Raw genomic sequence first — 19,254 nt, forward strand, 5'->3', positions numbered from 1 at the left:
AAAGAATACTAGAGCAGAAGCAGAACTACTTGAAGTAAAATGACGTTAAAAACAAAGACGAGCCAGTCCACCTTTGTGATTTTAATGGTCTGATAAAAAGTTCGTGGCTGACCTTCGACAAAACCATGTGATTCCATTCCTTGAGCTAAGTTTTCCGACCAGCGAATTGCTGATAAAATGGCTTTAAAGTATAGGGTCGGTGACCACCAGTGTAATTTAACTCCCCGCATCAAACTAGCAGTTTTAATCTTGTTAACTTCGGTTTGAATTTCTGGTAGAAGGTTGAAAGCCGCCATTGCCCCATAAACAAATTTACTTGGGAGGCGGAGGTTTTGCTCTAGCGAATTAACCAGTTCGTATAATTTAGTGGTTAACGTGAAGGCCGCTCCATAGACGATGTAAACGTAGATCCGAGTAAATAATAGGATTCCCGCGTGGGTACTTTTAGCGTATAAAATCTGGGAGATTAGTAACCCGACCGCAGGAATGAAGGCAATCAGAAGGATCCATAACAGATGCTTGAAGTTTACGTGTTTCACTATGAGATAGGCGAGTCCACAGACGATTAGCACACTGTTACCAACGATACTGGTAGTGAAAGAAACTTCTAGGGCAATGATCAATACCAGAACGAATTTTAGACTAGGATTCATGAACATCCTCCTTGTAAGTTAATCGATGATTGGCAAGTTCAATAAAGAAATCAGCATTTTCGACGAGGTCGGTTCGTTGATGGGAAGCAAAAATAATGGTTTTCCCGTTCTTAGCCTCATTCTCAAGGATCCGTGAAATAATGACGGTTGATTTTTGGTCAAGACCAGCGAATGGTTCGTCAAGCATGAGGATGGGCGCATCCCGAATCAACATAATCACGATCTGGAGTTTCCTCTTTTGTCCACCACTTAGTGAGTAGACAACCCGATCCAAAAGATGATCAAGGTGCAGGGCCTTTAAGAGGTCGTTAATTCGGTCATCAGTCCATTGTTTGGTGATGGCATTTTTCTTGGCTAGAGTCAGTTCGTCTTTAAGCGTGATGGTTAAAAATTGGTCTTCTGAATTTTGAAAAATCAGGTTTTCGGACTTCATGAGAGAGGGAAGGGATGATTTTTTAATGTTATGATTCATAATTTTGACGACCCCGTTGTACGAATGGAGGCGAGACAGCGCCTTAAAGAAGGTGGACTTTCCACTTCCATTCTTCCCATTTAGGTAAGTGATTCCAGGATACAGGTCAATGTTTTCTGGTTCAATCAGATTTTGATTACCGTTCGTCATGGAAAAATTTAATAAATTAATCACGGGATCGTTGTCTGACATAATCTTGTAGTGAATCTCTTCTTTAGGGTCGTTTGCAAGTTCATTTTTAATCTGGTCAGCTGGAACCGCATGAACGGAGCCAGCTTGGACGTTAAAGAAATGATCAGCCACGTCGAGATAGTCAGAAAGATTGTGGTCAGAAATAATGATGGTCCGATTACTTTTTTTCTTTAACTGGATTAGACGTTCGATGATGTCTTTTTTGCTATCAACATCAACGTTACTAAATGGTTCGTCCAGTAAAAGGACGGGACGTTTCATCGCAACTGTCACAGCTAAGGCAACTTTTTGCTTTTCGCCACCCGACAAGGTGGTAATGGCCCGATTTTTAAGTTCATTAATACCACAAAACTTTAAAGCAGAGTCAATCCGGTTGGGCATTTTAACAGGGTCAACGTGAAGGTTGCCAAGGGCAAAAATGAGTTCTTCTTTGACGGTTTTCATCGCAAACTGATGGTTTGGATCCTGAAATAACATGGCTGGTTTTTCATCCATGTCAATCTTTCCGGTTAGTTGGCCTTTGCTATATTTTGGATACAATTGAGCAATTAGTTTTAAGAGGGTGGTTTTTCCACTACCAGTTGGACCAAACAGGAGATTGATGCTATTTGGTTCAAAATTTAAATTGACCTGATTTAGAATTTTATCCTGCTCAGGATATGAAAATGATAGATTTTTAATTGTTATCATTGATTATTCTCCATAAAAAAAGACGTTTCAAGCGCGAGTGCGAGAACGTCCAGCTGATGTATCTAAGCTCAATCTTATCTTCCCTGCGCTGGCATTGTCCAAGTCAGGTTCAACGGGTATAATCTCAGCCACTCGGCACCCCTATGTTTAATTAAACTTAGTATATCAAAGATGGCATAAAAATCAATTTTCAATTAGAATAGGGAAGATAGGAAAATGAAGCGGAGGATACTTTCATGAATTCATGGTGGAATCTTATAGGTGTAGTTGCATGGATAGTTGTGTTAATCGTGTTGATCTTTATGATTAAAAATATTCGATCACGACGAATTAAGATGATTATCGAGGATAAAAAAACTTTTGAATGGCGTAATTTTTTGATATCAATTGGCGAAATTGTTTTTTTTGTTTTGCTGCTGACTTTGATGGTATATACGACTTTCTTCAGAAATATTACTAAAACCAATAATCGAAACGTGATTACGACGTCTCAAGTCGAACCATTGATTATTCAAAGTGATAAGAATGGCTCCTACTACGTAAAGGTTGAAGGTAATAGAGGACCGATCCAGCAGTATTCGTTCTGGCTAAAGAACATTAAGTATCAACTACCAAGTACGAATGCTCAGGTAGTTACTACGCGTGGAAATGCTGAAGTCACTGGTCGTAGTTACAAGTTGAAGCATAAAAACATCAAGTTAAATGACGAGCATTTTCAAAATGCATGGGCCAAGGTAGTTACCCTGAGATACAAAGGAAACTTTTGGAACGGTTTGGGGATGCATGCTGGTAAGGATGCTAACCAATTCATCTTAATCAGAGTTCCAAACAAGACGTTTGTGCAAAAAGAAAAATAATTAACTGACCACCGATAAGTACGTATCGGTGGTTTTGTTTAAATTGAGGTGTTTAAAATGAGTGAAAAAATTCCAGAGACAATGGATGAAATTAAAAATTTGTTAAACGAACTAAAAAAAGATGGTAGAACGATTACACTGGATGAGCTGATCCTTGATAACGTCGGGGAATTAGCTCAAGCCTATCTAGACGCCGCGGAAGAAGGCCATTATGACTCTGTAAAAGTGGTTGATGATAAGACAATTGAATTTGTTAGCATCACTGGGAGAACGGTTGGAAAATATGTTTCTAAAGGGCAAAGTTTAGTTGACGACTTTAAGGATAATTCGCTAAAGTTAGAGTTGGACCTTGAGGCAAGCGCAAATAAGGTCGCAAATGAATAATTTACTTGCAATTTACTGTGTTTATCGATAGCATAGTATTTGTTAAGCGCCCTTAGTGTAATGGATAGCACATGAGATTTCGGTCCTCATGATCCGAGTTCGACTCTCGGGGGGCGCATATATTATTTGCCGGTTATTTTCAAAACACCTATAGAAAGCAAATGTAAGGGCTGACAAAATTATTAAAACTGGTATACTTAGTTAACGGAGATTAAGTCGCAAAGGAGCCTCACTACTTTTGGTAGTGGGGCTCCTTTTGTGTTTAAATAACAAAACATAAAAAATGCTCGTCTATCAGAATGGTGGTAAACTTTTCTTGAATCAACTTTAGGAGGGAATTTTATGAGTGAAAGTGTAGTAATTTTTGGAGTTGGAAAAGGATTTGGCTTTTCAATTGCCAAAAAGTTTGGTGAAGCTGGCAAGACACCGATTATGGTGGCCAGAGATGCTGCTCAGTTAAAGCAGTTTGTTAAAGATTTGCATCAAGAAGGGATTAAAGCTGATTTTATTGCTGCTGATGTTACCGATCCAGCGCAGGTAACCAACGTGTTTAGTAAGATTAAAATGGCATATGGGATTCCTCAAACCATGGTTTATAACGTCGGTGATAAGACTCTAGATACACCATTCTCATTACCATTAGACCAGATTAAGAAAATGTACAATACCAACGTTTTTGGTGCCATTACGACAACCCGCCAATTTGTTGGCCTTTCAGACGATCAAAAGGGAAGCCGGAACATTCTGATTACTGGTGGTGGAGCTGCCTTTCATCCTACCAAAGGCAATGTCACTTTAGCAGCAACTAAAGCGGCTTTAAGTGATTACGCCTTTTCACTTCATGATGCGGTTCAAGATGATAATATCTACGTCGGTTTGATTACCATTCAGGGACTATCTGGTAGTAGTGAGGAAATGCAGCCCGACAACGTTGCCAAGGTATACGTAAAGGCTGTTCAAGATCGCTCCGAAAAAGAAATTAAATATCCCGAGAAGCCGTCAGATTTTTAAGAAAGAAGATTAAAAATGGCTGATAAAGAAAAAAGTGCGCTTTTAATCATTGATTACACCAATGATTTTGTTGATGATAAAGGGTCATTGACCGCCGGGAAGCCAGCTCAAGATCTCGACCAATCAATTAGTGACTTGGCTGAAAAATTTAAAAATGATGACCAATTTGTCATTTTGCCCACCGATGTTCATAAAAAAGATGATCCATACAGTCCTGAGACGAAGTTGTATCCACCTCACAACGTACGGGGAACTTGGGGTCGTCAGTTGTATGGAAACGTCGGAAAGTGGTTTGATAAGAACCAAAAGTTAGATAACGTTTGGCAAATGGATAAGACTAGGTATAGTGCGTTTGCTGGCACCGATCTGGATCTTAGATTGAGAGAACGAAACGTTAAAACTCTCCATCTGGTGGGTGTCTGCACCGACATTTGTGTCTTGCACACCGCAATTGCTGGTTATAACCTTGCCTATAACTTGGTTATTCATAAAAGTGGGGTGGCAACCTTTTCCGATTTGGGTCAGAAGTTTGCGATGAATCACTTTAAGACCGTCTTGGGTGCCAAAGTAGTTGATTAGGATTGTCATGCCAAATTTTAAAGCATATAATAAGTTTAATTGAATAGCTGTATGAGGGGGTGCCAAGTGGCTGAGACTATACCCATTGAACTTGAACTGGTTAATACCTGCGAAAGGAATCGTGCGATCTTTAATTAAGAATATAATTGAAGGCTCCTCATTATTATGAGGAGCCTTTTTGTTTGGGAGATGTTAGTAGTTGATGACAAATAAATTCACCGATGAATTGATAAGTAATGCGACAACAATAATGAATCAAATCATGAATTGTGATTATGTTAGGGGAATTAAAAGCGGTAAAGTACCAGAAGAGGCGCTAATTAACTACGTTCAACAAGATGAAATGTATTTAGACGGTTACGTTAAACAGTTTCAACAAATTCAGACTGAAACAAGTGATGTGAATTTGAAAAGATTTTTGGCAGGTTGCGTTGCCGGGATTAAAAACGAAAGCACACCGCACGAGGTCATGTTAAAAATTGCAAAAGTGACTGATGATGAACTTCAAGATGCCCGCATGTTCAACGTTACCAAGGATTACGTTGAAAGTATGCGTGAAGCCGTGAGCACTAAGTCCATTCTAGTTGGATTGAGCGTGCTCGCACCGTGTATTTGGACTTACTATGTAGTTGCTACTGAACTAAATAAAACCAACCTTATTAACAATCCATTTAGCGATTGGATCAAGTTTTATGCTGATGCAGATGAGGTAAAGCAAATTTTTGCTTTTATTAATCTCCAGGCGGAAACTCATCCAAACGAAAGGGCCATCGCAAATCAAGTTTTTCAGAATAGTTGTCATTATGAATTGGATTTTTGGAACAAAATGTATAACGCTTAGAACTTTTTAGGGGGGGAACTATGAGTAGTGAAATAAATCAATATCCAGAAGCACTAACAATTGCTGGGACTGATTCTGGTGGTGGAGCAGGGATGGAAGCTGATATTAAAACGATGCAGGCCTGTCAGGTGTTTAGCACCAACGTAGTAGTGGGAGTGACGGCACAAAACACCATTGGTGTTCAGGATACGTATCCACTTCCGAAAAAAATTATTGATGAGCAGTTTGCTTCCGTTTGTGATGATTTTGATATTAAAGCAACTAAGACCGGAGCTTTGTTTGACGAAGCACACGTTCATTTAGTGGCAGATAACATTAAAAAATACAAGTTGGGTCAAATTGTTGTCGATCCTGTTATGGTAGCTAAGGGAGGGTCAGTGCTACTTGAAGCCGGCGCCATTAAAACCTTGATTAACGAACTGATCCCATTGGCCGATTTAGTAACACCAAACTTACCTGAAGCGGAAAAGATTACGAATCAGTCCATTGCATCTGATGAAGCAATCAAAAGGACAGCACGAAAAATTCAAATTGCTGGTGCTAAAAACGTCATGATTAAAGGCGGACATGGTACGGATAAGATCGTAAAAGACTATGTTCTTTTAAAGGATGGATCTGATTTTTGGTTGACTGCCGAGCGGGTGAATACGGTTCGGACTCATGGCACGGGAGACACGCTTTCTTCAGCAATTGTCGCGGCTTTAGCGCGTGGTGAAAGTATGGAAACTGCCATTCGCTTTGGGAAAGATTATCTGGATAAAATTATCAGGGAACCATTAATTATTGGTCATGGACACGGGCCCCTAAATCATGGAATGTGGGAGTAATAAATATGCAATTTAACAAAAAAATGCTGCAAATATACCTGGTGGCGGGTACCCAAAATTTTGCTGGTTCTGAAACTGAATTTTTGGATCACATTGACCAAGCTTTAGATGCTGGTGTTACAGCTTTTCAGTACCGTGAAAAGGGTGTAGGTTCACTTACGGGTTTGAAAAGGATTGAGATGGGAAAGAAACTTCGTCATTTAACCACTAAACATCATACTCCACTAATTGTGGACGATGACGTGGATTTGGCTAATCAGATTAATGCGGACGGGATCCACGTTGGTCAAAGTGATGAGAGCGTGCAAAAGGTGATTCATGATAATCCAGAAATGATAGTTGGATTGTCGATCAGTACCAAAGAAGAGTTAAAACGTAGTGAACCTCTCACTGGCATTGATTATTTAGGAATTGGACCAATTTTTCCGACCACTAGTAAAGCGGATGCCGAGTCACCGATTGGCGTTTCTGGTTTAGTTCAACTACAACGACAGGTCTCTTTACCGGTAGTTGCGATTGGTGGAATTAATGCAAGTAACTGTCAGTCAATTTATCAGGTTTCAAACGCTGGAATTGCGGTAATATCAGCAATTATGGACAGCACTAACGTTGAAAAGACAATTAGCAAACTAGAGAGGAAATGATAGTATGACGTCGATTTTAGAAGAAATTAGAAGGGAAAATCCCGTTGTTTTGGACATTCCTAACATGGTGACCCCACAGAAAGTAGCGGATGCAATTAGTTATGTTGGTGGCTCACCAATTATGTGTGACTCTTCAAATGAGGGTCATGACTTGGTGGCAATTGCTAACAGTTTGGTCCTAAACCTGGGGACGATGAACGATGATAGTATTAAATTAGATATAATTGCTGGTCAAGCAGCTAATAATCGTCGTTTGCCGGTGGTGGTTGATCCAGTTGCTGTGAGTGCCTCAGAATTAAGAACGGAAGTTTTTAAGAAGATTAGTAGTGAAATTAATATTGATGTCTTGCGTGGCAACGTTGGTGAGATTGCCTTTATTGCAGGGATTGACTGGGGCAGTCGTGGAATTGATGCTGCTGACGGTAATGGTGATCGCGTTCAGGTTGCTAAAATGGCTGCTAAACAATTTCATTCCACGGTTGTCATTTCAGGAGTTGACGACGTAATTTCGAATGGGGAGGAAACGTATGTGGTCCACAACGGCAGTCATGAATTAGCAATCAACGTTGGATCTGGAGATGTTTTAGATGGTGTCATTGGCGTGGTTGCCGCTCACCATCAAAGTGTTCATGAAATTGCACTAGGGACGGCTATGGTTGGCATTGCTGGTGAACTAGCGGAGCAAAAATATCCGGATGAGCCGGCGTCATTTGAAGTCGAATTCTTCAACAACTTGTACCGACTGGACGACCATCATCTTTCCGATTCAATTAAGATTGAAAAAAGCAATGATTAGAATAAAAGCGACCAATTGTTAAAAATTGGTCGCTTTTATTTAGTTTTAAGTTTAACGACGACGATGTCTTAAGAACGTAAAGAAGTGAAGCAAGATTGCTAGAAGAACATAGAAAATAACCACAAATGCTACGTAGAAGAGCCAAAATTCTCCGTTAAATTTCAGTCCAAAAACTAATCCTTCAATTAACATTGTCACTAGTGACATTACTGCAATCATACAAAATAATTCGATATAACGTTTCAAAGTACTATCATCCTTTCGTGGCTTGTTGGCAATCTTTTGTCCCCACCGTTTACACAGTTCAATTTTTTTAGGGTCAGGAATTCCCTTACTTCCCCAGGTATGTGTTCCAATAACCTCTCCAAGTTTGATTAGACCAGCTGCGGTCATGATCTTATCAATGGTCCGAAAGGTTTGATCGGTAATGCCGGTAAAGAAGTTTTGAAATGAGGAGAGAAAGCAAGTAGTCAGACTTAGGTAGTGTTTGTTTTTAAACTTACCGGGCAAGGTATCACCAATACTGTTCATTTTAACCATTCGGTGACGCATGCAATCGAATAGATTTTTGGTAACTCCTGATAAATCAGCAAAGTACGTCGGGGATGCGATGATCCAGACGTCCGCTTCTTCCATTTTCTTTTCAATCATGTCAAGCGTTGGATTGGGGTTTTTGAGATTATCTGGTTTGATGTCATAATCTTGCAGAAATAATGTCTCAACCTGCGCATCCTTTGGAAGACCTGAAATAACTGCGTTAAGGTACTTAGCAGTCAAGCCATCCTTACTTTGTGATCCTAAAAATGCTAGATAACGCAAATTTATGACCTCCTTTGAAATTAATTAATTCTTTCTATTTCATGTTATATTTTTGTGAAACTAATATCAATTAAAAAACCCATCATTAATGATGGGTTTTGATTATGTGGTTTTAACGTGTCTCCCAATTGCCTGCTGATGAAGATGATCTGGCTGGATTACTCGTGCAAAAGCGTAAATAAATGGTGCAAACATGTAAGCATTAGTAAGTTGCGTTTCAATGATGCCTTGAACAGCAAGGGCAATTAAAATCACACAAAGGAAATAGTTATCGTCCTGTTTAGCCTTGTAAGCACTAGCAAGAAACAATGCCAGTAGCAACATTAAACCAATGAAACCGGTACTTAATAAGATGAACAAGAACGTGTTATCGACCCACAAGTTTGATCGGGCACCCAACAGGGGCATATTTTGTCCAATTAGCTTTGGCGAATAGAAATATTGAATGACGGTTAACTGTTGTCCGGGACGACCGGAAAGGGCACGATTCAACACGTTGAATAATGGCAGTGATGAACCCCAAGCGACCATGCCGATTCCTACTACGAAAGTCAATGAAACCAGGATCCAAGTGATTTTTGGTAGTAGGTGAGTGATTTTATGAGCAAAGCTCAAAGCGAATCCAAGTACTAGGATAGCTCCAGCAACCATAAATCCGCGTGAACCAGTCAGGTAGGCAATAATTAAGTAACTAACGAAAATAAAGGCATATACGAAGTACATCAGTTTTTTTCGACTATTTTGTATTAGCAAAAGGGCCGAACAGAAAATGCTTAAGATGAAACCACTTAAGACGTTTGGATGAGTGAATCCAATTGCATACCTAGTGGATGATCCTCTGGTAAATGAAATGGCATTTTGTGGTGGAAACACGTGTAAAATCAAAAAGGCCAAAATTACGAATAGAACAACGAGCTTAGTTGCAAGGTCGATGGTCGCAAACGCATCTTGATTTAATAAGTCAGCGTTGGCCATGAATAAGAACAATAAAAATAGGGTACTGGTAATCACATTTAAATGAAAAAGATATGACAAGATAAAGATGACTGCGATGATTATGATAATTGTCCACTGTTTAGGGTTATGTCTCCTGGTAAGTAATAGTACGATTTGGATTCCGATGACAACTAACGTGATTACCCCTGCGATTTGCCATTGCAAGAAACTTTTAGCGGAATATACGTTATTAAATTGACTGTTCAAAAGGATTACTGATGATGCTAGAAAAATAACGTAACTCAGCACGTACACGAGCTGGTATAAATGATTTTTATTGGTTAAAGCCATTAATTAAATTCTCCAATTATTGGGTCATCTTATCGGTGAAGAAGTATTCTGCGATGATCTTAACGATGGATGGGTTCTCGTGAAGCATTGTGTGCTGAGCTTGGGAACTGTTTCCGTGATATACGTAGAGCTTGTAACTTTTGACGTAGCCAGTCACAAGATTCTTCATTGGGATCTCACTCTTCATTGTAACTTCGCCATCTGTTCCAGAATGGTTCATATCGCCAACTAGATTAAGGATCTGAAGGTCTTTTGGTAGGTTTTTTACATCAGGATCGTTTGGAGCATAGTTCGTTGCAAGTGAGATGAACTTTTTAACCTTTGGAACGTTTTTAAGATTGGGATAATGAGCTAGGTAATAGTAAATAATGTTTCCACCAGACGAATGCCCAATCATGTTAACTGAACGAATGTTGTACTTCTTGTACAGATAGCGCATTACGTTTGGCATTTGGGTTGATTGAAAATAAGGATGATGATTGTCCTGAAAGACAATTTGAACGGTCGGATTATCAGCACCAAACTTATGGAACTGTTTAGTGGTTTTAACGGTACCATCCTTTTTCACATACAGTTGTAAGGTTTTGGTTGCTAGGTGGTAACGATTTAGGGTGTCAACCATGTAACCAGTCGTGATGTTATTTCCACCTAGTCCGGGAATGAACACAGTAGCGGTATCGCTTTGATTAACGTCTAATTTACTGAGAAAACTACCATGGTTATGCCAATAATAATAACCGCCACCGGCGAAGATGGCGATCACGATGATGATAAAGAGGGCAATGAATGATTTGGTGTGTTTTCTTTTTTTGATGTGCATTGCAAACATTCCTTTTAATTATTTTAAATTTGTACACTAACATCTAACATCATATAACAATTAACGTGATTCAGCTAGATGGTTGAAATGAATTGATCTTTAAAAGGCAATAAAAAATAGCCAAGCGTAAGGGCTTAGCTATTTTGTTTAAATAAGTCTTAACTATTTGATTGGGGTATTCTCCATGTTGGTTCTAACAATAATCACATCACAGGCGGCATGTGAGTTAACGTATCCGGCAACTGAACCTTCAAGCATGCGGTACAAGCGACCCTTACCAGTCGCTCCCATCATAATTAGATCGGTTTGATGGTCCTTGGGAAATTCGTAAGTAATTACTTCTCTAGGACTTCCAAACCGAGCATGGATATGAATATCGTCAATGCCAGTTTGGTCCTTGACTTTCTTAACTAAATCCTTTAAATAGTTAAGTTCTTCATTAACGATTTGGGTGATAACACTGCCATCAACAACTCCTAGGCTGTATCCATAATTAGTGGTGTTAATCACGTTTAAGACGTCAATTCGGCCTTTATTTCTTTGTGCTACCGCTGCCGCCTTGTATAAAGCAGCCTCTGCTTCTTTTGATCCATCAACTGGTACTAGAATGTGTTTGTATCCATTTAGCATTATGAAAGCCTCCGTTTTAGTTTTTCACTGGTAAAATTTGTTCGGCACTGGCAAGGACGTGTCCTGCCATTTTTTCCTTTAGTTCATTAAGCCAAAAGCCGTTGGTTAAATCTAGTTTTTGATCCAAGGCGTAAACATGCAACTGATAATCGTGTGGTTTATCGGGAGGAGTAGGACCAATGTAGTGTTGATTTAATTTTGAATCAGTAACGTGTACTAGTCCACCAGCTAAACTATTTTTCCCCAAAGTCATGTTAATTGATTGATCTTGGCTAGCATTTTCTGGTATTTCAGATATATTTGGATCAATGTTGGCAGCCACCCAATGAATGTAAGTAAAACCACAAACTGGGATTGAATCGTCGTCCAGTAGGATAACTACTAGTGACTTTGCGTTTTTTGGGACATCAGAGATTTTGATCGGGAATGAAATGATTGGATTACCATCTAACATTTCATCTGGGTCAGCGTGTTTAGTATACTTATCAGGTAAAAATCCATTTTGAAGTGGAGTATTAATTTTCATAATAGTGCCTCCTATACACTTCATTATACCAAATTCATTTGAATATAAAAAAATAAGGAACTATAAATAGTTCCTTATTTAACAAATTGCAAGGTGTAAAAGCCCTGACCATTCCGCTCAATCGTAAAGTTAGAGTAACCAGCTGCTAACCAACTGCTTTGAGTAGCGTGTGCATAGTTTTTAGCGTCTTGAACTGAGTCAAATGATTTTGGTGTAGCAAACATCGAACTAGAATCACTCGTTGAGTTGTTTCCATTGGAATTATTTTCGTTTGCTGATTGTGACCCACTTTGATTTGTTGGTGCTTGTTGGCTCCTGTTTACTGACGCTTCCTTGTTGGTCGTGGCTTGTTCCGCCTTATTAAAATGTTTTGCTTTTTTTTCTGATTGAATAGCTTTGCTACTCTGTTGACTTGTGGAGGATCCATTCATCCGATTCCCACTGCCGCTTGTCAGAAAGTGAATTCCAAAGACTAGCAGGATCACAATCACTACTAGTCCTAGAACCCATGGCCAAGCCTTAAAGTTTTTCTTTTGATGCTTTGGACCATTTGCGGCATTAAAGTCATAACGTTCGTATCTCGAATCTGGATCTTGACTATTCATAAGAATCCCTCCATCCATTTCAAGAAAAACAAGATGCATACGCATTATAACAAAATCCTTATGATTTTGCATTAACTTAACTAATGGTTGACCTGATCATCATCGACCTGTTCATTGACGCTTTTAGCGTTAAGCATGTTACCAGTGCGCTGATAACTAAAGACACCCCAGTAGAAGAACAGTAGTGCAACTACAATAATTACGATAAAATCATATGGGTAATGAATCCAGTTTTGACCACCGAATGGTGCGGATCCGATATACGAAAATGCTGACATAAAGATTAAATAGGCGACCATCCAAGCTCCTCCACGAAACTTGGTCAGGGTATTTTTCCAGCCGTTCTTGTTTTCGTAGAAGAAGTAAAACGGCAGCCCCAGCATAATAACAAGGATGACTTCAATAGTAGTAGGCCACATTGCCCAATAGATTGCCAAACTAGCAAGAACAAAGGCAAGTGGTGCCATGATTCCAGCAAAACTAATTTTGACTGGACGTTTGAAGTGAGGAGCGTGGAGACGTAATGATCCAAGGGTAACTGGACCAGTCAAATATGCAATTAAGGTTGACGTTGAGATAACACTGGCTAAAACAGCCCAGTTTCTGAACACTGATACCAAGATACAACTGACAATCCAGTTTACGATCATTGCGATTCTAGGAGTTCCCCATTTTTGGTTAATCTTACCTAAAAACTTTGGCATATGACCATTTTCGGTCATTGCTGCTAGTGTCCGACTAGTTGAAGCAACAAATGATACTCCGGTGCCAAAGGGTGAAACAAAGGCATCTAAATAGAGTAGAATTACTAGCCAGTTCAAGTTCAACATAATGGCTAGATCAGCAAATGGTGAACTGAAATTAAGACCATGCCAACCGTATTTGGCTAAAGTTGACGGGTCAATAACACCAACGAATGTGAACTGTAACATGACGTAAATGATGATACTGATTAAAAGTGAAATAACGATTCCCCGCCAGATGTTTTTCTTAGGATTGGTAATCTCATCACCAACATTTATAACCGTTTGAAAAGCATTATAAGAGAAGATGATTCCAGATACGGTGGTAGCCGCAAAGATTGGAGCCGTTCCGTATGGGAAAAATCCACCAGTTTGAACGTTGTTAAAGTTTCCGGGATGAAAGCCAGAAGCAAGTAGCATAATAATGGTAAGAACTGGAACTACAATTTTAAAAATTGAAGTCAAAGTAGTGAAACGAGTCAGTAAGTTGACTGACCAGTAGTTTAACAAGGTGAACACTAAGATGAAGAGAAAAACGACGAATAACCCTTCGGTAGTAACCGTGCCATTGGCGTAAAACCCGTGAGTCCAGTTGGCCCATGACCAAGGCCATGAACTCATGTATTGAACGGCAGCGACCGCTTCGATTGGAAGCAGCGTTACAAGTGAGACCCAGTTAGACCATGATGAGATGAATCCTAGAAGCGGTCCGTGGGTATACTGGGCATACTTACTCATTCCTCCGCTTTCTGGGAACATGGTCCCTAATTCGATGTAGTTAAACGCAATTGCACCAATCACAACGGCACCGATGATCCACGAAATAATGGCAGCTGGACCAGCGGTTTTAGCACCCTCCCAGGCACCGAATAACCATCCTGAACCAATGATTGAGCTTAGTGCCAGCATCGTGACACTGAAAAGGCTCATTTTCGGTTTAGTAACATTTTGATTTGAATTGTCCTTCGAATTTTCTTTTTTCATAAGTATCCTTTCTTTTTGCGTATTCGACGAATATAACAAAAATGATTATGGTTGTAAAATTGAAAAACACTATTTGATGGGGATTTTAGCCGGGTTGTATTCCCTTTCATTCCTATCGTTGATACTCTCTAATTTCAATCAAATTTTTATCTGGATCATTGATAAATAGTGAATTCATTTTACCGTTATGTCCCTGACTTTCGATCGGTCCTGCAACTACTTCAATAAAGTAGTTGGCTAAATGTGACTGGATTGAGTCAAGTGGATCCCTTGCAACCACGCTGAAACTGGTAGAACCAGGAGTTGGATTTTCTGGTTTAACGTTATCTTCCTTGTTTGTGACACAAACGAGTCGTTGGTGACCCAGCTGAAATTCAATTCTAGAATCAGTTTCGATCACAACTGGTAAATCTAAAACCTCATGGTAAAAGCGCATCGATTTCTCGATGTCATTTACCAATAGGGTGATGTGATCAATATCTTTGATTTTCATAGGCACTCCTCTTTTTTTAAAATGTACATACAATTATACCACTCAAATTCACCTGATTGACGTTGATTGCGATTCGGTGTTACGGTATAAGTTATGAAATAATGGAGGGAATTATATAATGGCGTTATTAAGTGTATCTAATCTAAGTATGAGTTTTGCCGACAAAGACCTGTACTCGGATGCTACATTTCAGCTAAATAAAGGTGAGCACATGGGAATTGTGGGCCAAAATGGAGTTGGAAAATCAACTTTGATTAAGATTTTGACCAATAAGCAATTACCCTTATCTGGTGACATCAAATGGCAAAAGGGGACCAAAGTTGGTTACCTAGATCAGTACGTTAATATTCCAAAGGGAATGACACTGATTAATTTTTTGCATACTGCCTTTTCAGACCTCTACAACATGAATCAGCATATGAGCGATTTGTACGTAAAATATGCCGACAATATGGACGAAAAGTTACTTGAACAAGCGGGAAGAATCCAAGAACAACTTGAATCTCGTAATTTTTATGATATTGATACTGAAGTCGAACAGGTGATTAATGGATTGGGTCTTGACGACATTGGGAGAGACCAAACCATTTCTGAAATGAGCGGGGGACAACGCTCTAAGATTATTTTAGCGAAATTAATTCTGGAGCATCCTGATGTAATTTTGCTTGATGAACCGACTAACTATCTGGATACCGCTCACATTAATTGGTTGGAAGATTATTTAAATAGTTTTGATGGGGCAGCGATGATCATTTCCCATGACTACGACTTTCTAGAAAAAGTAACGAATTGTATCGTAAACGTTGCGTTTGGGAAGGTCACTAAGTACCGTGGTGATTTCAAGTCCGCCATGAGACAAAAAGACGAAAAAGAAATGACCCAGCAGCGGGAGTACGAGAAACAACAAGAAGAGATCTCCAAGGCCAAAACTTTTATTCAAAAAAACAAGGCCGGAAGTCATTCCAATATGGCTAAATCACGGGAAAAGATGTTAAAACGAATGGATGTGATTGAGCCACCTTCAAGTAACATCCAGGCTTCTTTTGACTTTCCGTATGCTGATACTGGATCCCAGAACGCACTAGTGGTTGACCAACTGTCAGTTGGTTACGATCAACCGTTACTTAAGCCAGTTACCTTTTCCGTTAATACTGATCAGAAAGTTGGGCTTCAGGGTTTTAATGGGGTTGGAAAGTCAACCTTAATTAAATCAATCCTCGGACAAATTCCGGCAAAGGGGGGAAAGGCTAACTTTTCTCCATCCGCGAAGGTTAACTATTTCAGTCAAGACTTGATCTGGCCGAATAGTAAGATGACACCCCTGCAAATCATTCAGGATAAGTATCCCAAGTTGACACAGAAGGAGATTCGTTCTCAGCTGGGTCGTTGTGGACTCGACGCTGCTAACGCCATGAAACCAATTGGTGAGCTTTCTGGTGGAGAACAAACTAAGGTCAAATTGGCTTTGATGGAATTTGTAAAAAGCAATTTCTTAATCATGGATGAACCGACTAATCACCTAGACGATGAGACTAAAAATGCTTTAAAACGGGCAATTATTAAATTTCCTGGGAATGCCATCATTGTTAGTCATGAAGCCAGTTTTTATGATGGATTGGTTGACAAGACCATTGATGTCGAAAAATTAAGTTTAAACCAAAAATAAAAAGGCACTTCATTTTGAAGTGTCTTTTCGTTTGCTTATTTTTGGTTGAAAGTTCCATTTTCAACTTGTCTAATGAAGTTGGCCAAATGGTCGTAGTAGACGGGAGCATTATCAATCATGTGGTGATGACCACCGTTTGGGGTTGAAACGAATTGAGCGTTTGGAATCATTTTAGCCATTCGTTTTCCGGTTTCCATTGGCATGGTTTCGTGTTCACCAAAAGTGACCAGTGTTGGAACTTTGATGTCCTTTAAATGATCAGTAAAGTTCCAGTCTTTTAACTTTCCAGTGATGACAAATTCGTTATCACCCTGAAAGGCGTTATAGATCGGTTTGCTCATGGTATCAATGACGTGGGCAATTGCAGGGGGTTGCTTTCGATCCACATATTCACGGTTTAAGAGTTCGACCAGTTCCTGATACTTATCGTTATCGTAATCGTTATTTGCTTCGCATTTTTTCATGTACGCTAATTGTTCGGGGGTGAGCGCTTTTTCTCTAATTTGAGCTAAATGGTCAGTGTAGTCCCCGATCCGATCAACCATTGAAGAAATAATGGCACCTTTCAGGTGATCACCATATTTAGCGGCGTACATCTGAACTAAAGCACCACCCCAAGATTGACCAATCAAATAAAATTTATCGATTCCGAGTTTTTGTCTAACCTCTTCAACCTCGTCAAGGAAGTAGTCGTATGTTAAAACCTTGTTAGCTACCTTCGGATCATCAAAATCGGGAGTGTCGGAGTACCACGAACCTAATTGATCGTACATGTGAACTTGGACGTTTAGTCCTTGTTTTTTCAGTTGTTTCGCAGTGTTTTCCCAGTATTCATGTGTTCCACCCGGGCCACCATGAAGGGCGAGAAGATGAATGTCTCCGGTCCCTTGAGTGTTAGTCCATAGGTGGTAACCATTATCTAATGTAATGATTTTAGTTCCTTGTTTCATAACATTCACCTACCTAATTAGTTTAATTATTATGATAACACTTTAAAATGGTAAAAAAAGTGTGGAAGAATCAACGTACCCGTGTGATACACGTTCAAACGTGTACATAACAATTATTCTAGGATATAATGGGAACGGTTTAAAAAGGAGTAGGATCGGAAATGGAGTTCCGTATAAAACGTTTCATTAAAAATGTAAACGTTTGTTATTTTTTGGCTTTTGTGGTCGTAGCCTTAATCTTTATTGGGATGTTTAGTTACGCATCCCCACTTTATTATTTTGATTATTCGCCCGACGTTAACTGTTTCTTTACGGTCGGCAAGGGTATGATGCACGGACTAGTTCCGTACAAGGATGTTTTTGAGCAAAAGGGGCCATACGTTTATCTGCTTTATGGGCTCGCTTATTTAATCAGTCACTATTCGATTATTGGAATTACCATAGCAGAAATAATTGCGTTAGCAACCTCGTTATTTTTGGTTTTTAAAACCGCTCATTTATACGTTAGTAAACCAACTGCTTCAATTTTGGCACTTATAACGCCCTTTTTCTTAATGTTTCAAGAGTATTTTACCTATGGTGGCCTGGCGGAAGAATTCGTCTTTCCGATGATTTTATCGGCCATTTATTTAACTTTTAAAGCATGCCACAATCATTTTGCGATTAGTAACGTGAACTGGTTAGTTCAGGGATTCCTAGTTGGGGTGGTTTTTTTATCTAAATACACGCTGTTGGGCACTTGGATTGCTTTTTACATTATTTTTGCGCTGGTTTATTTGTACCATAGAAAGTTTAGTAGTCTTTTTAAGATGATTCTTTCAAGTGGCGTTGGTTTTTTGGCCGCAATTGTACCATGGGGAATTTATTTTCTCGTTACTAACTCGTTTAAAGCCTTTTACGATGTTTATTTTGTTTCCAACATGACGGTCTATAGCACCTCAGCTAATGGTGGAATTTTCACGAAGATTGCTGGCTCACTAGCCATTTTTAGTGAATTTTTAATTGATAAACCGCAACTCTTTGTTTTGGGTGCAATTCCGTTAATTCTTTTTGTCGTCTTTAACCATGGGGCGGAAAAGAATATTTTTTTGTGTATGATGTTTGTGAGTGCTTTTTTTGCCGTTTACAGCTATACCCCAGACACCCTATACGTCTATTACCAATTAGCGTTTATGCCGTACGTTCTTGTAACGTTGGTCGTTTTAATTGCTAAGGGACTAAATTATAAGCAAATTACATTGCCTAATAAGCGACTTATTTCGACATTTGTTTTGATGACGCTTTTAGTCCTGTTCTTTACCATGGGGGTTAACGGCAATTTTCAAAAATCAAAATTATTTCCGAATAACAATCAGGAAACGCTGGATCCTAGTGATCCGCAGACCGCGCAAAAGAAGTTTGGCAAAATTATTAGAAAAGAGAGTAAGGGAACTCCAACCCTTCTCAACTACGGATATCTTGATCTTGGCATGTACACGGTTTCAGGAGCACTTCCCACGCAGTATTATTTCCAGATCAATAATATCTCGTATGATAAGAACCCTAAAATGGTCGAGTCACAAAATAAAGTTGTTAAAAAGAAGGCGGTTGAATGGATTGTCGTAAAGACCAATCAAGCTGATTCAATCAAAACATACTTTGGCAGACACGATTCTACTAGGCCAGCATCCAAAACCCTGTTAGAGAATTATCGGGTCGTATCCACTCATGAACAAAAGGCTCCCAATAATCGGAAGTCAGTATATTGGTTACTAAAAAGAAAAGCATAATCTTAAAATAAGGTTA

The 19,254-nt window shown here is 39.3% G+C and carries 21 protein-coding genes, 1 tRNA gene and 2 riboswitches; of the genes, 11 read left to right on the top strand and 11 right to left on the bottom strand.

All coding sequences use genetic code 11. The annotated features are described in order from the left end of the window. Window positions 1–8 precede the first annotated feature (8 nt). Entirely contained in the window at window positions 9–653 is a 645-nt protein-coding gene (locus tag AC6UDG_RS02105; protein ID WP_500693477.1) for an energy-coupling factor transporter transmembrane component T family protein, read from the bottom strand. Continuing rightward, complete coding sequence (locus AC6UDG_RS02110) at window positions 643–2,007, bottom strand: ATP-binding cassette domain-containing protein (protein WP_500706282.1); 1,365 nt, start codon at window positions 2,005–2,007, stop codon at window positions 643–645. The genes AC6UDG_RS02105 and AC6UDG_RS02110 overlap by 11 nt, the downstream gene beginning before the upstream one ends. Before the next feature lie 63 nt (window positions 2,008–2,070). After that, window positions 2,071–2,160, bottom strand: a riboswitch (TPP riboswitch). Window positions 2,161–2,243: 83 nt separating this feature from the next. Between AC6UDG_RS02110 and AC6UDG_RS02115 the strand changes: the two genes are divergently transcribed. From AC6UDG_RS02115 to thiM, 9 genes are all read left to right on the top strand, one after another. Next, window positions 2,244–2,864: an LVIS_2131 family protein gene (locus AC6UDG_RS02115; RefSeq protein WP_500695281.1), complete on the top strand. Its 621-nt coding sequence runs from the start codon at window positions 2,244–2,246 to the stop codon at window positions 2,862–2,864. 57 nt (window positions 2,865–2,921) lie between these two features. Next, a complete protein-coding gene (locus tag AC6UDG_RS02120) occupies window positions 2,922–3,248 on the top strand; it encodes a hypothetical protein (RefSeq protein WP_500706283.1) in 327 nt (108 codons plus the stop codon). A 46-nt stretch (window positions 3,249–3,294) separates the two neighbouring features. Beyond that, a tRNA-Arg gene (locus AC6UDG_RS02125) sits at window positions 3,295–3,366 on the top strand. A gap of 224 nt (window positions 3,367–3,590) precedes the next feature. Continuing rightward, complete coding sequence (locus AC6UDG_RS02130) at window positions 3,591–4,259, top strand: SDR family NAD(P)-dependent oxidoreductase (protein ID WP_500706284.1); 669 nt, start codon at window positions 3,591–3,593, stop codon at window positions 4,257–4,259. Window positions 4,260–4,274: 15 nt separating this feature from the next. Continuing rightward, on the top strand, window positions 4,275–4,838 hold the full coding sequence (locus tag AC6UDG_RS02135) for a cysteine hydrolase family protein (protein ID WP_500706285.1): 564 nt from the start codon (window positions 4,275–4,277) through the stop codon (window positions 4,836–4,838). Between the two features lie 45 nt (window positions 4,839–4,883). Then, window positions 4,884–4,974, top strand: a riboswitch (TPP riboswitch). 66 nt (window positions 4,975–5,040) lie between these two features. Beyond that, window positions 5,041–5,679, top strand: coding sequence for a TenA family protein (locus AC6UDG_RS02140; RefSeq protein ID WP_500706286.1), 639 nt, complete (start codon window positions 5,041–5,043; stop codon window positions 5,677–5,679). A 20-nt stretch (window positions 5,680–5,699) separates the two neighbouring features. Continuing rightward, a complete protein-coding gene (gene thiD / locus AC6UDG_RS02145) occupies window positions 5,700–6,506 on the top strand; it encodes a bifunctional hydroxymethylpyrimidine kinase/phosphomethylpyrimidine kinase (RefSeq protein WP_500706287.1) in 807 nt (268 codons plus the stop codon). A gap of 5 nt (window positions 6,507–6,511) precedes the next feature. Further along, window positions 6,512–7,150, top strand: a complete 639-nt coding sequence (gene thiE, locus AC6UDG_RS02150) for a thiamine phosphate synthase (RefSeq protein WP_500693484.1) — start codon at window positions 6,512–6,514, stop codon at window positions 7,148–7,150. Window positions 7,151–7,154: 4 nt separating this feature from the next. Further along, window positions 7,155–7,946 (top strand): hydroxyethylthiazole kinase, encoded by a 792-nt coding sequence (gene thiM / locus AC6UDG_RS02155; RefSeq protein WP_500706288.1) that lies wholly within the window; start codon window positions 7,155–7,157, stop codon window positions 7,944–7,946. A gap of 51 nt (window positions 7,947–7,997) precedes the next feature. On the opposite strand, the gene AC6UDG_RS02160 is transcribed toward thiM, so the two are convergent. From AC6UDG_RS02160 to AC6UDG_RS02195, 8 genes are all read right to left on the bottom strand, one after another. Further along, the gene (locus tag AC6UDG_RS02160) at window positions 7,998–8,765 is read right to left on the bottom strand and encodes a flavodoxin family protein (protein WP_500693486.1); all 768 of its coding nucleotides are present in this window, start codon (window positions 8,763–8,765) and stop codon (window positions 7,998–8,000) included. 102 nt (window positions 8,766–8,867) lie between these two features. Next, the gene (locus AC6UDG_RS02165) at window positions 8,868–10,052 is read right to left on the bottom strand and encodes an O-antigen ligase family protein (protein ID WP_500706289.1); all 1,185 of its coding nucleotides are present in this window, start codon (window positions 10,050–10,052) and stop codon (window positions 8,868–8,870) included. A gap of 16 nt (window positions 10,053–10,068) precedes the next feature. After that, window positions 10,069–10,872: an alpha/beta fold hydrolase gene (locus tag AC6UDG_RS02170; RefSeq protein ID WP_500706290.1), complete on the bottom strand. Its 804-nt coding sequence runs from the start codon at window positions 10,870–10,872 to the stop codon at window positions 10,069–10,071. Between the two features lie 162 nt (window positions 10,873–11,034). Next, a complete protein-coding gene (locus AC6UDG_RS02175; protein WP_500693489.1) occupies window positions 11,035–11,502 on the bottom strand; it encodes a universal stress protein in 468 nt (155 codons plus the stop codon). 16 nt (window positions 11,503–11,518) lie between these two features. After that, a complete protein-coding gene (locus AC6UDG_RS02180) occupies window positions 11,519–12,028 on the bottom strand; it encodes a YbhB/YbcL family Raf kinase inhibitor-like protein (protein WP_500706291.1) in 510 nt (169 codons plus the stop codon). A 74-nt stretch (window positions 12,029–12,102) separates the two neighbouring features. Continuing rightward, window positions 12,103–12,633, bottom strand: coding sequence for a hypothetical protein (locus AC6UDG_RS02185; RefSeq protein ID WP_500706292.1), 531 nt, complete (start codon window positions 12,631–12,633; stop codon window positions 12,103–12,105). Between the two features lie 80 nt (window positions 12,634–12,713). Next, window positions 12,714–14,360 (bottom strand): APC family permease, encoded by a 1,647-nt coding sequence (locus AC6UDG_RS02190; RefSeq protein ID WP_500693492.1) that lies wholly within the window; start codon window positions 14,358–14,360, stop codon window positions 12,714–12,716. A gap of 112 nt (window positions 14,361–14,472) precedes the next feature. Then, window positions 14,473–14,853 (bottom strand): VOC family protein, encoded by a 381-nt coding sequence (locus AC6UDG_RS02195; RefSeq protein WP_500693493.1) that lies wholly within the window; start codon window positions 14,851–14,853, stop codon window positions 14,473–14,475. A 118-nt stretch (window positions 14,854–14,971) separates the two neighbouring features. Here AC6UDG_RS02195 and AC6UDG_RS02200 point away from each other — a divergent pair, with 118 nt between their 5' ends. Next, a complete protein-coding gene (locus tag AC6UDG_RS02200) occupies window positions 14,972–16,519 on the top strand; it encodes an ABC-F family ATP-binding cassette domain-containing protein (protein ID WP_500706293.1) in 1,548 nt (515 codons plus the stop codon). Window positions 16,520–16,554: 35 nt separating this feature from the next. On the opposite strand, the gene AC6UDG_RS02205 is transcribed toward AC6UDG_RS02200, so the two are convergent. Further along, window positions 16,555–17,469, bottom strand: a complete 915-nt coding sequence (locus AC6UDG_RS02205; RefSeq protein ID WP_500695260.1) for a proline-specific peptidase family protein — start codon at window positions 17,467–17,469, stop codon at window positions 16,555–16,557. Window positions 17,470–17,630: 161 nt separating this feature from the next. On the opposite strand from AC6UDG_RS02205, the gene AC6UDG_RS02210 reads away from it, so the two are divergent. Next, entirely contained in the window at window positions 17,631–19,238 is a 1,608-nt protein-coding gene (locus AC6UDG_RS02210) for an ArnT family glycosyltransferase (RefSeq protein WP_500706294.1), read from the top strand. The last annotated feature ends 16 nt before the right edge of the window (window positions 19,239–19,254 follow it).

This window comes from Fructilactobacillus sp. X2R1C1 (genome assembly GCF_059901435.1).

What these genes read in the sequence shown, in the direction of transcription:
- AC6UDG_RS02105 (WP_500693477.1), bottom strand. Translation starts at nt 653, where the DNA reads ATGAATCCTAGTCTAAAATTCGTTCTGGTATTGATCATTGCCCTAGAA.
- AC6UDG_RS02110 (WP_500706282.1), bottom strand. Translation starts at nt 2,007, where the DNA reads ATGATAACAATTAAAAATCTATCATTTTCATATCCTGAGCAGGATAAA.
- AC6UDG_RS02115 (WP_500695281.1), top strand. Translation starts at nt 2,244, where the DNA reads ATGAATTCATGGTGGAATCTTATAGGTGTAGTTGCATGGATAGTTGTG.
- AC6UDG_RS02120 (WP_500706283.1), top strand. Translation starts at nt 2,922, where the DNA reads ATGAGTGAAAAAATTCCAGAGACAATGGATGAAATTAAAAATTTGTTA.
- AC6UDG_RS02130 (WP_500706284.1), top strand. Translation starts at nt 3,591, where the DNA reads ATGAGTGAAAGTGTAGTAATTTTTGGAGTTGGAAAAGGATTTGGCTTT.
- AC6UDG_RS02135 (WP_500706285.1), top strand. Translation starts at nt 4,275, where the DNA reads ATGGCTGATAAAGAAAAAAGTGCGCTTTTAATCATTGATTACACCAAT.
- AC6UDG_RS02140 (WP_500706286.1), top strand. Translation starts at nt 5,041, where the DNA reads ATGACAAATAAATTCACCGATGAATTGATAAGTAATGCGACAACAATA.
- thiD (WP_500706287.1), top strand. Translation starts at nt 5,700, where the DNA reads ATGAGTAGTGAAATAAATCAATATCCAGAAGCACTAACAATTGCTGGG.
- thiE (WP_500693484.1), top strand. Translation starts at nt 6,512, where the DNA reads ATGCAATTTAACAAAAAAATGCTGCAAATATACCTGGTGGCGGGTACC.
- thiM (WP_500706288.1), top strand. Translation starts at nt 7,155, where the DNA reads ATGACGTCGATTTTAGAAGAAATTAGAAGGGAAAATCCCGTTGTTTTG.
- AC6UDG_RS02165 (WP_500706289.1), bottom strand. Translation starts at nt 10,052, where the DNA reads ATGGCTTTAACCAATAAAAATCATTTATACCAGCTCGTGTACGTGCTG.
- AC6UDG_RS02170 (WP_500706290.1), bottom strand. Translation starts at nt 10,872, where the DNA reads ATGCACATCAAAAAAAGAAAACACACCAAATCATTCATTGCCCTCTTT.
- AC6UDG_RS02175 (WP_500693489.1), bottom strand. Translation starts at nt 11,502, where the DNA reads ATGCTAAATGGATACAAACACATTCTAGTACCAGTTGATGGATCAAAA.
- AC6UDG_RS02180 (WP_500706291.1), bottom strand. Translation starts at nt 12,028, where the DNA reads ATGAAAATTAATACTCCACTTCAAAATGGATTTTTACCTGATAAGTAT.
- AC6UDG_RS02185 (WP_500706292.1), bottom strand. Translation starts at nt 12,633, where the DNA reads ATGAATAGTCAAGATCCAGATTCGAGATACGAACGTTATGACTTTAAT.
- AC6UDG_RS02190 (WP_500693492.1), bottom strand. Translation starts at nt 14,360, where the DNA reads ATGAAAAAAGAAAATTCGAAGGACAATTCAAATCAAAATGTTACTAAA.
- AC6UDG_RS02195 (WP_500693493.1), bottom strand. Translation starts at nt 14,853, where the DNA reads ATGAAAATCAAAGATATTGATCACATCACCCTATTGGTAAATGACATC.
- AC6UDG_RS02200 (WP_500706293.1), top strand. Translation starts at nt 14,972, where the DNA reads ATGGCGTTATTAAGTGTATCTAATCTAAGTATGAGTTTTGCCGACAAA.
- AC6UDG_RS02205 (WP_500695260.1), bottom strand. Translation starts at nt 17,469, where the DNA reads ATGAAACAAGGAACTAAAATCATTACATTAGATAATGGTTACCACCTA.
- AC6UDG_RS02210 (WP_500706294.1), top strand. Translation starts at nt 17,631, where the DNA reads ATGGAGTTCCGTATAAAACGTTTCATTAAAAATGTAAACGTTTGTTAT.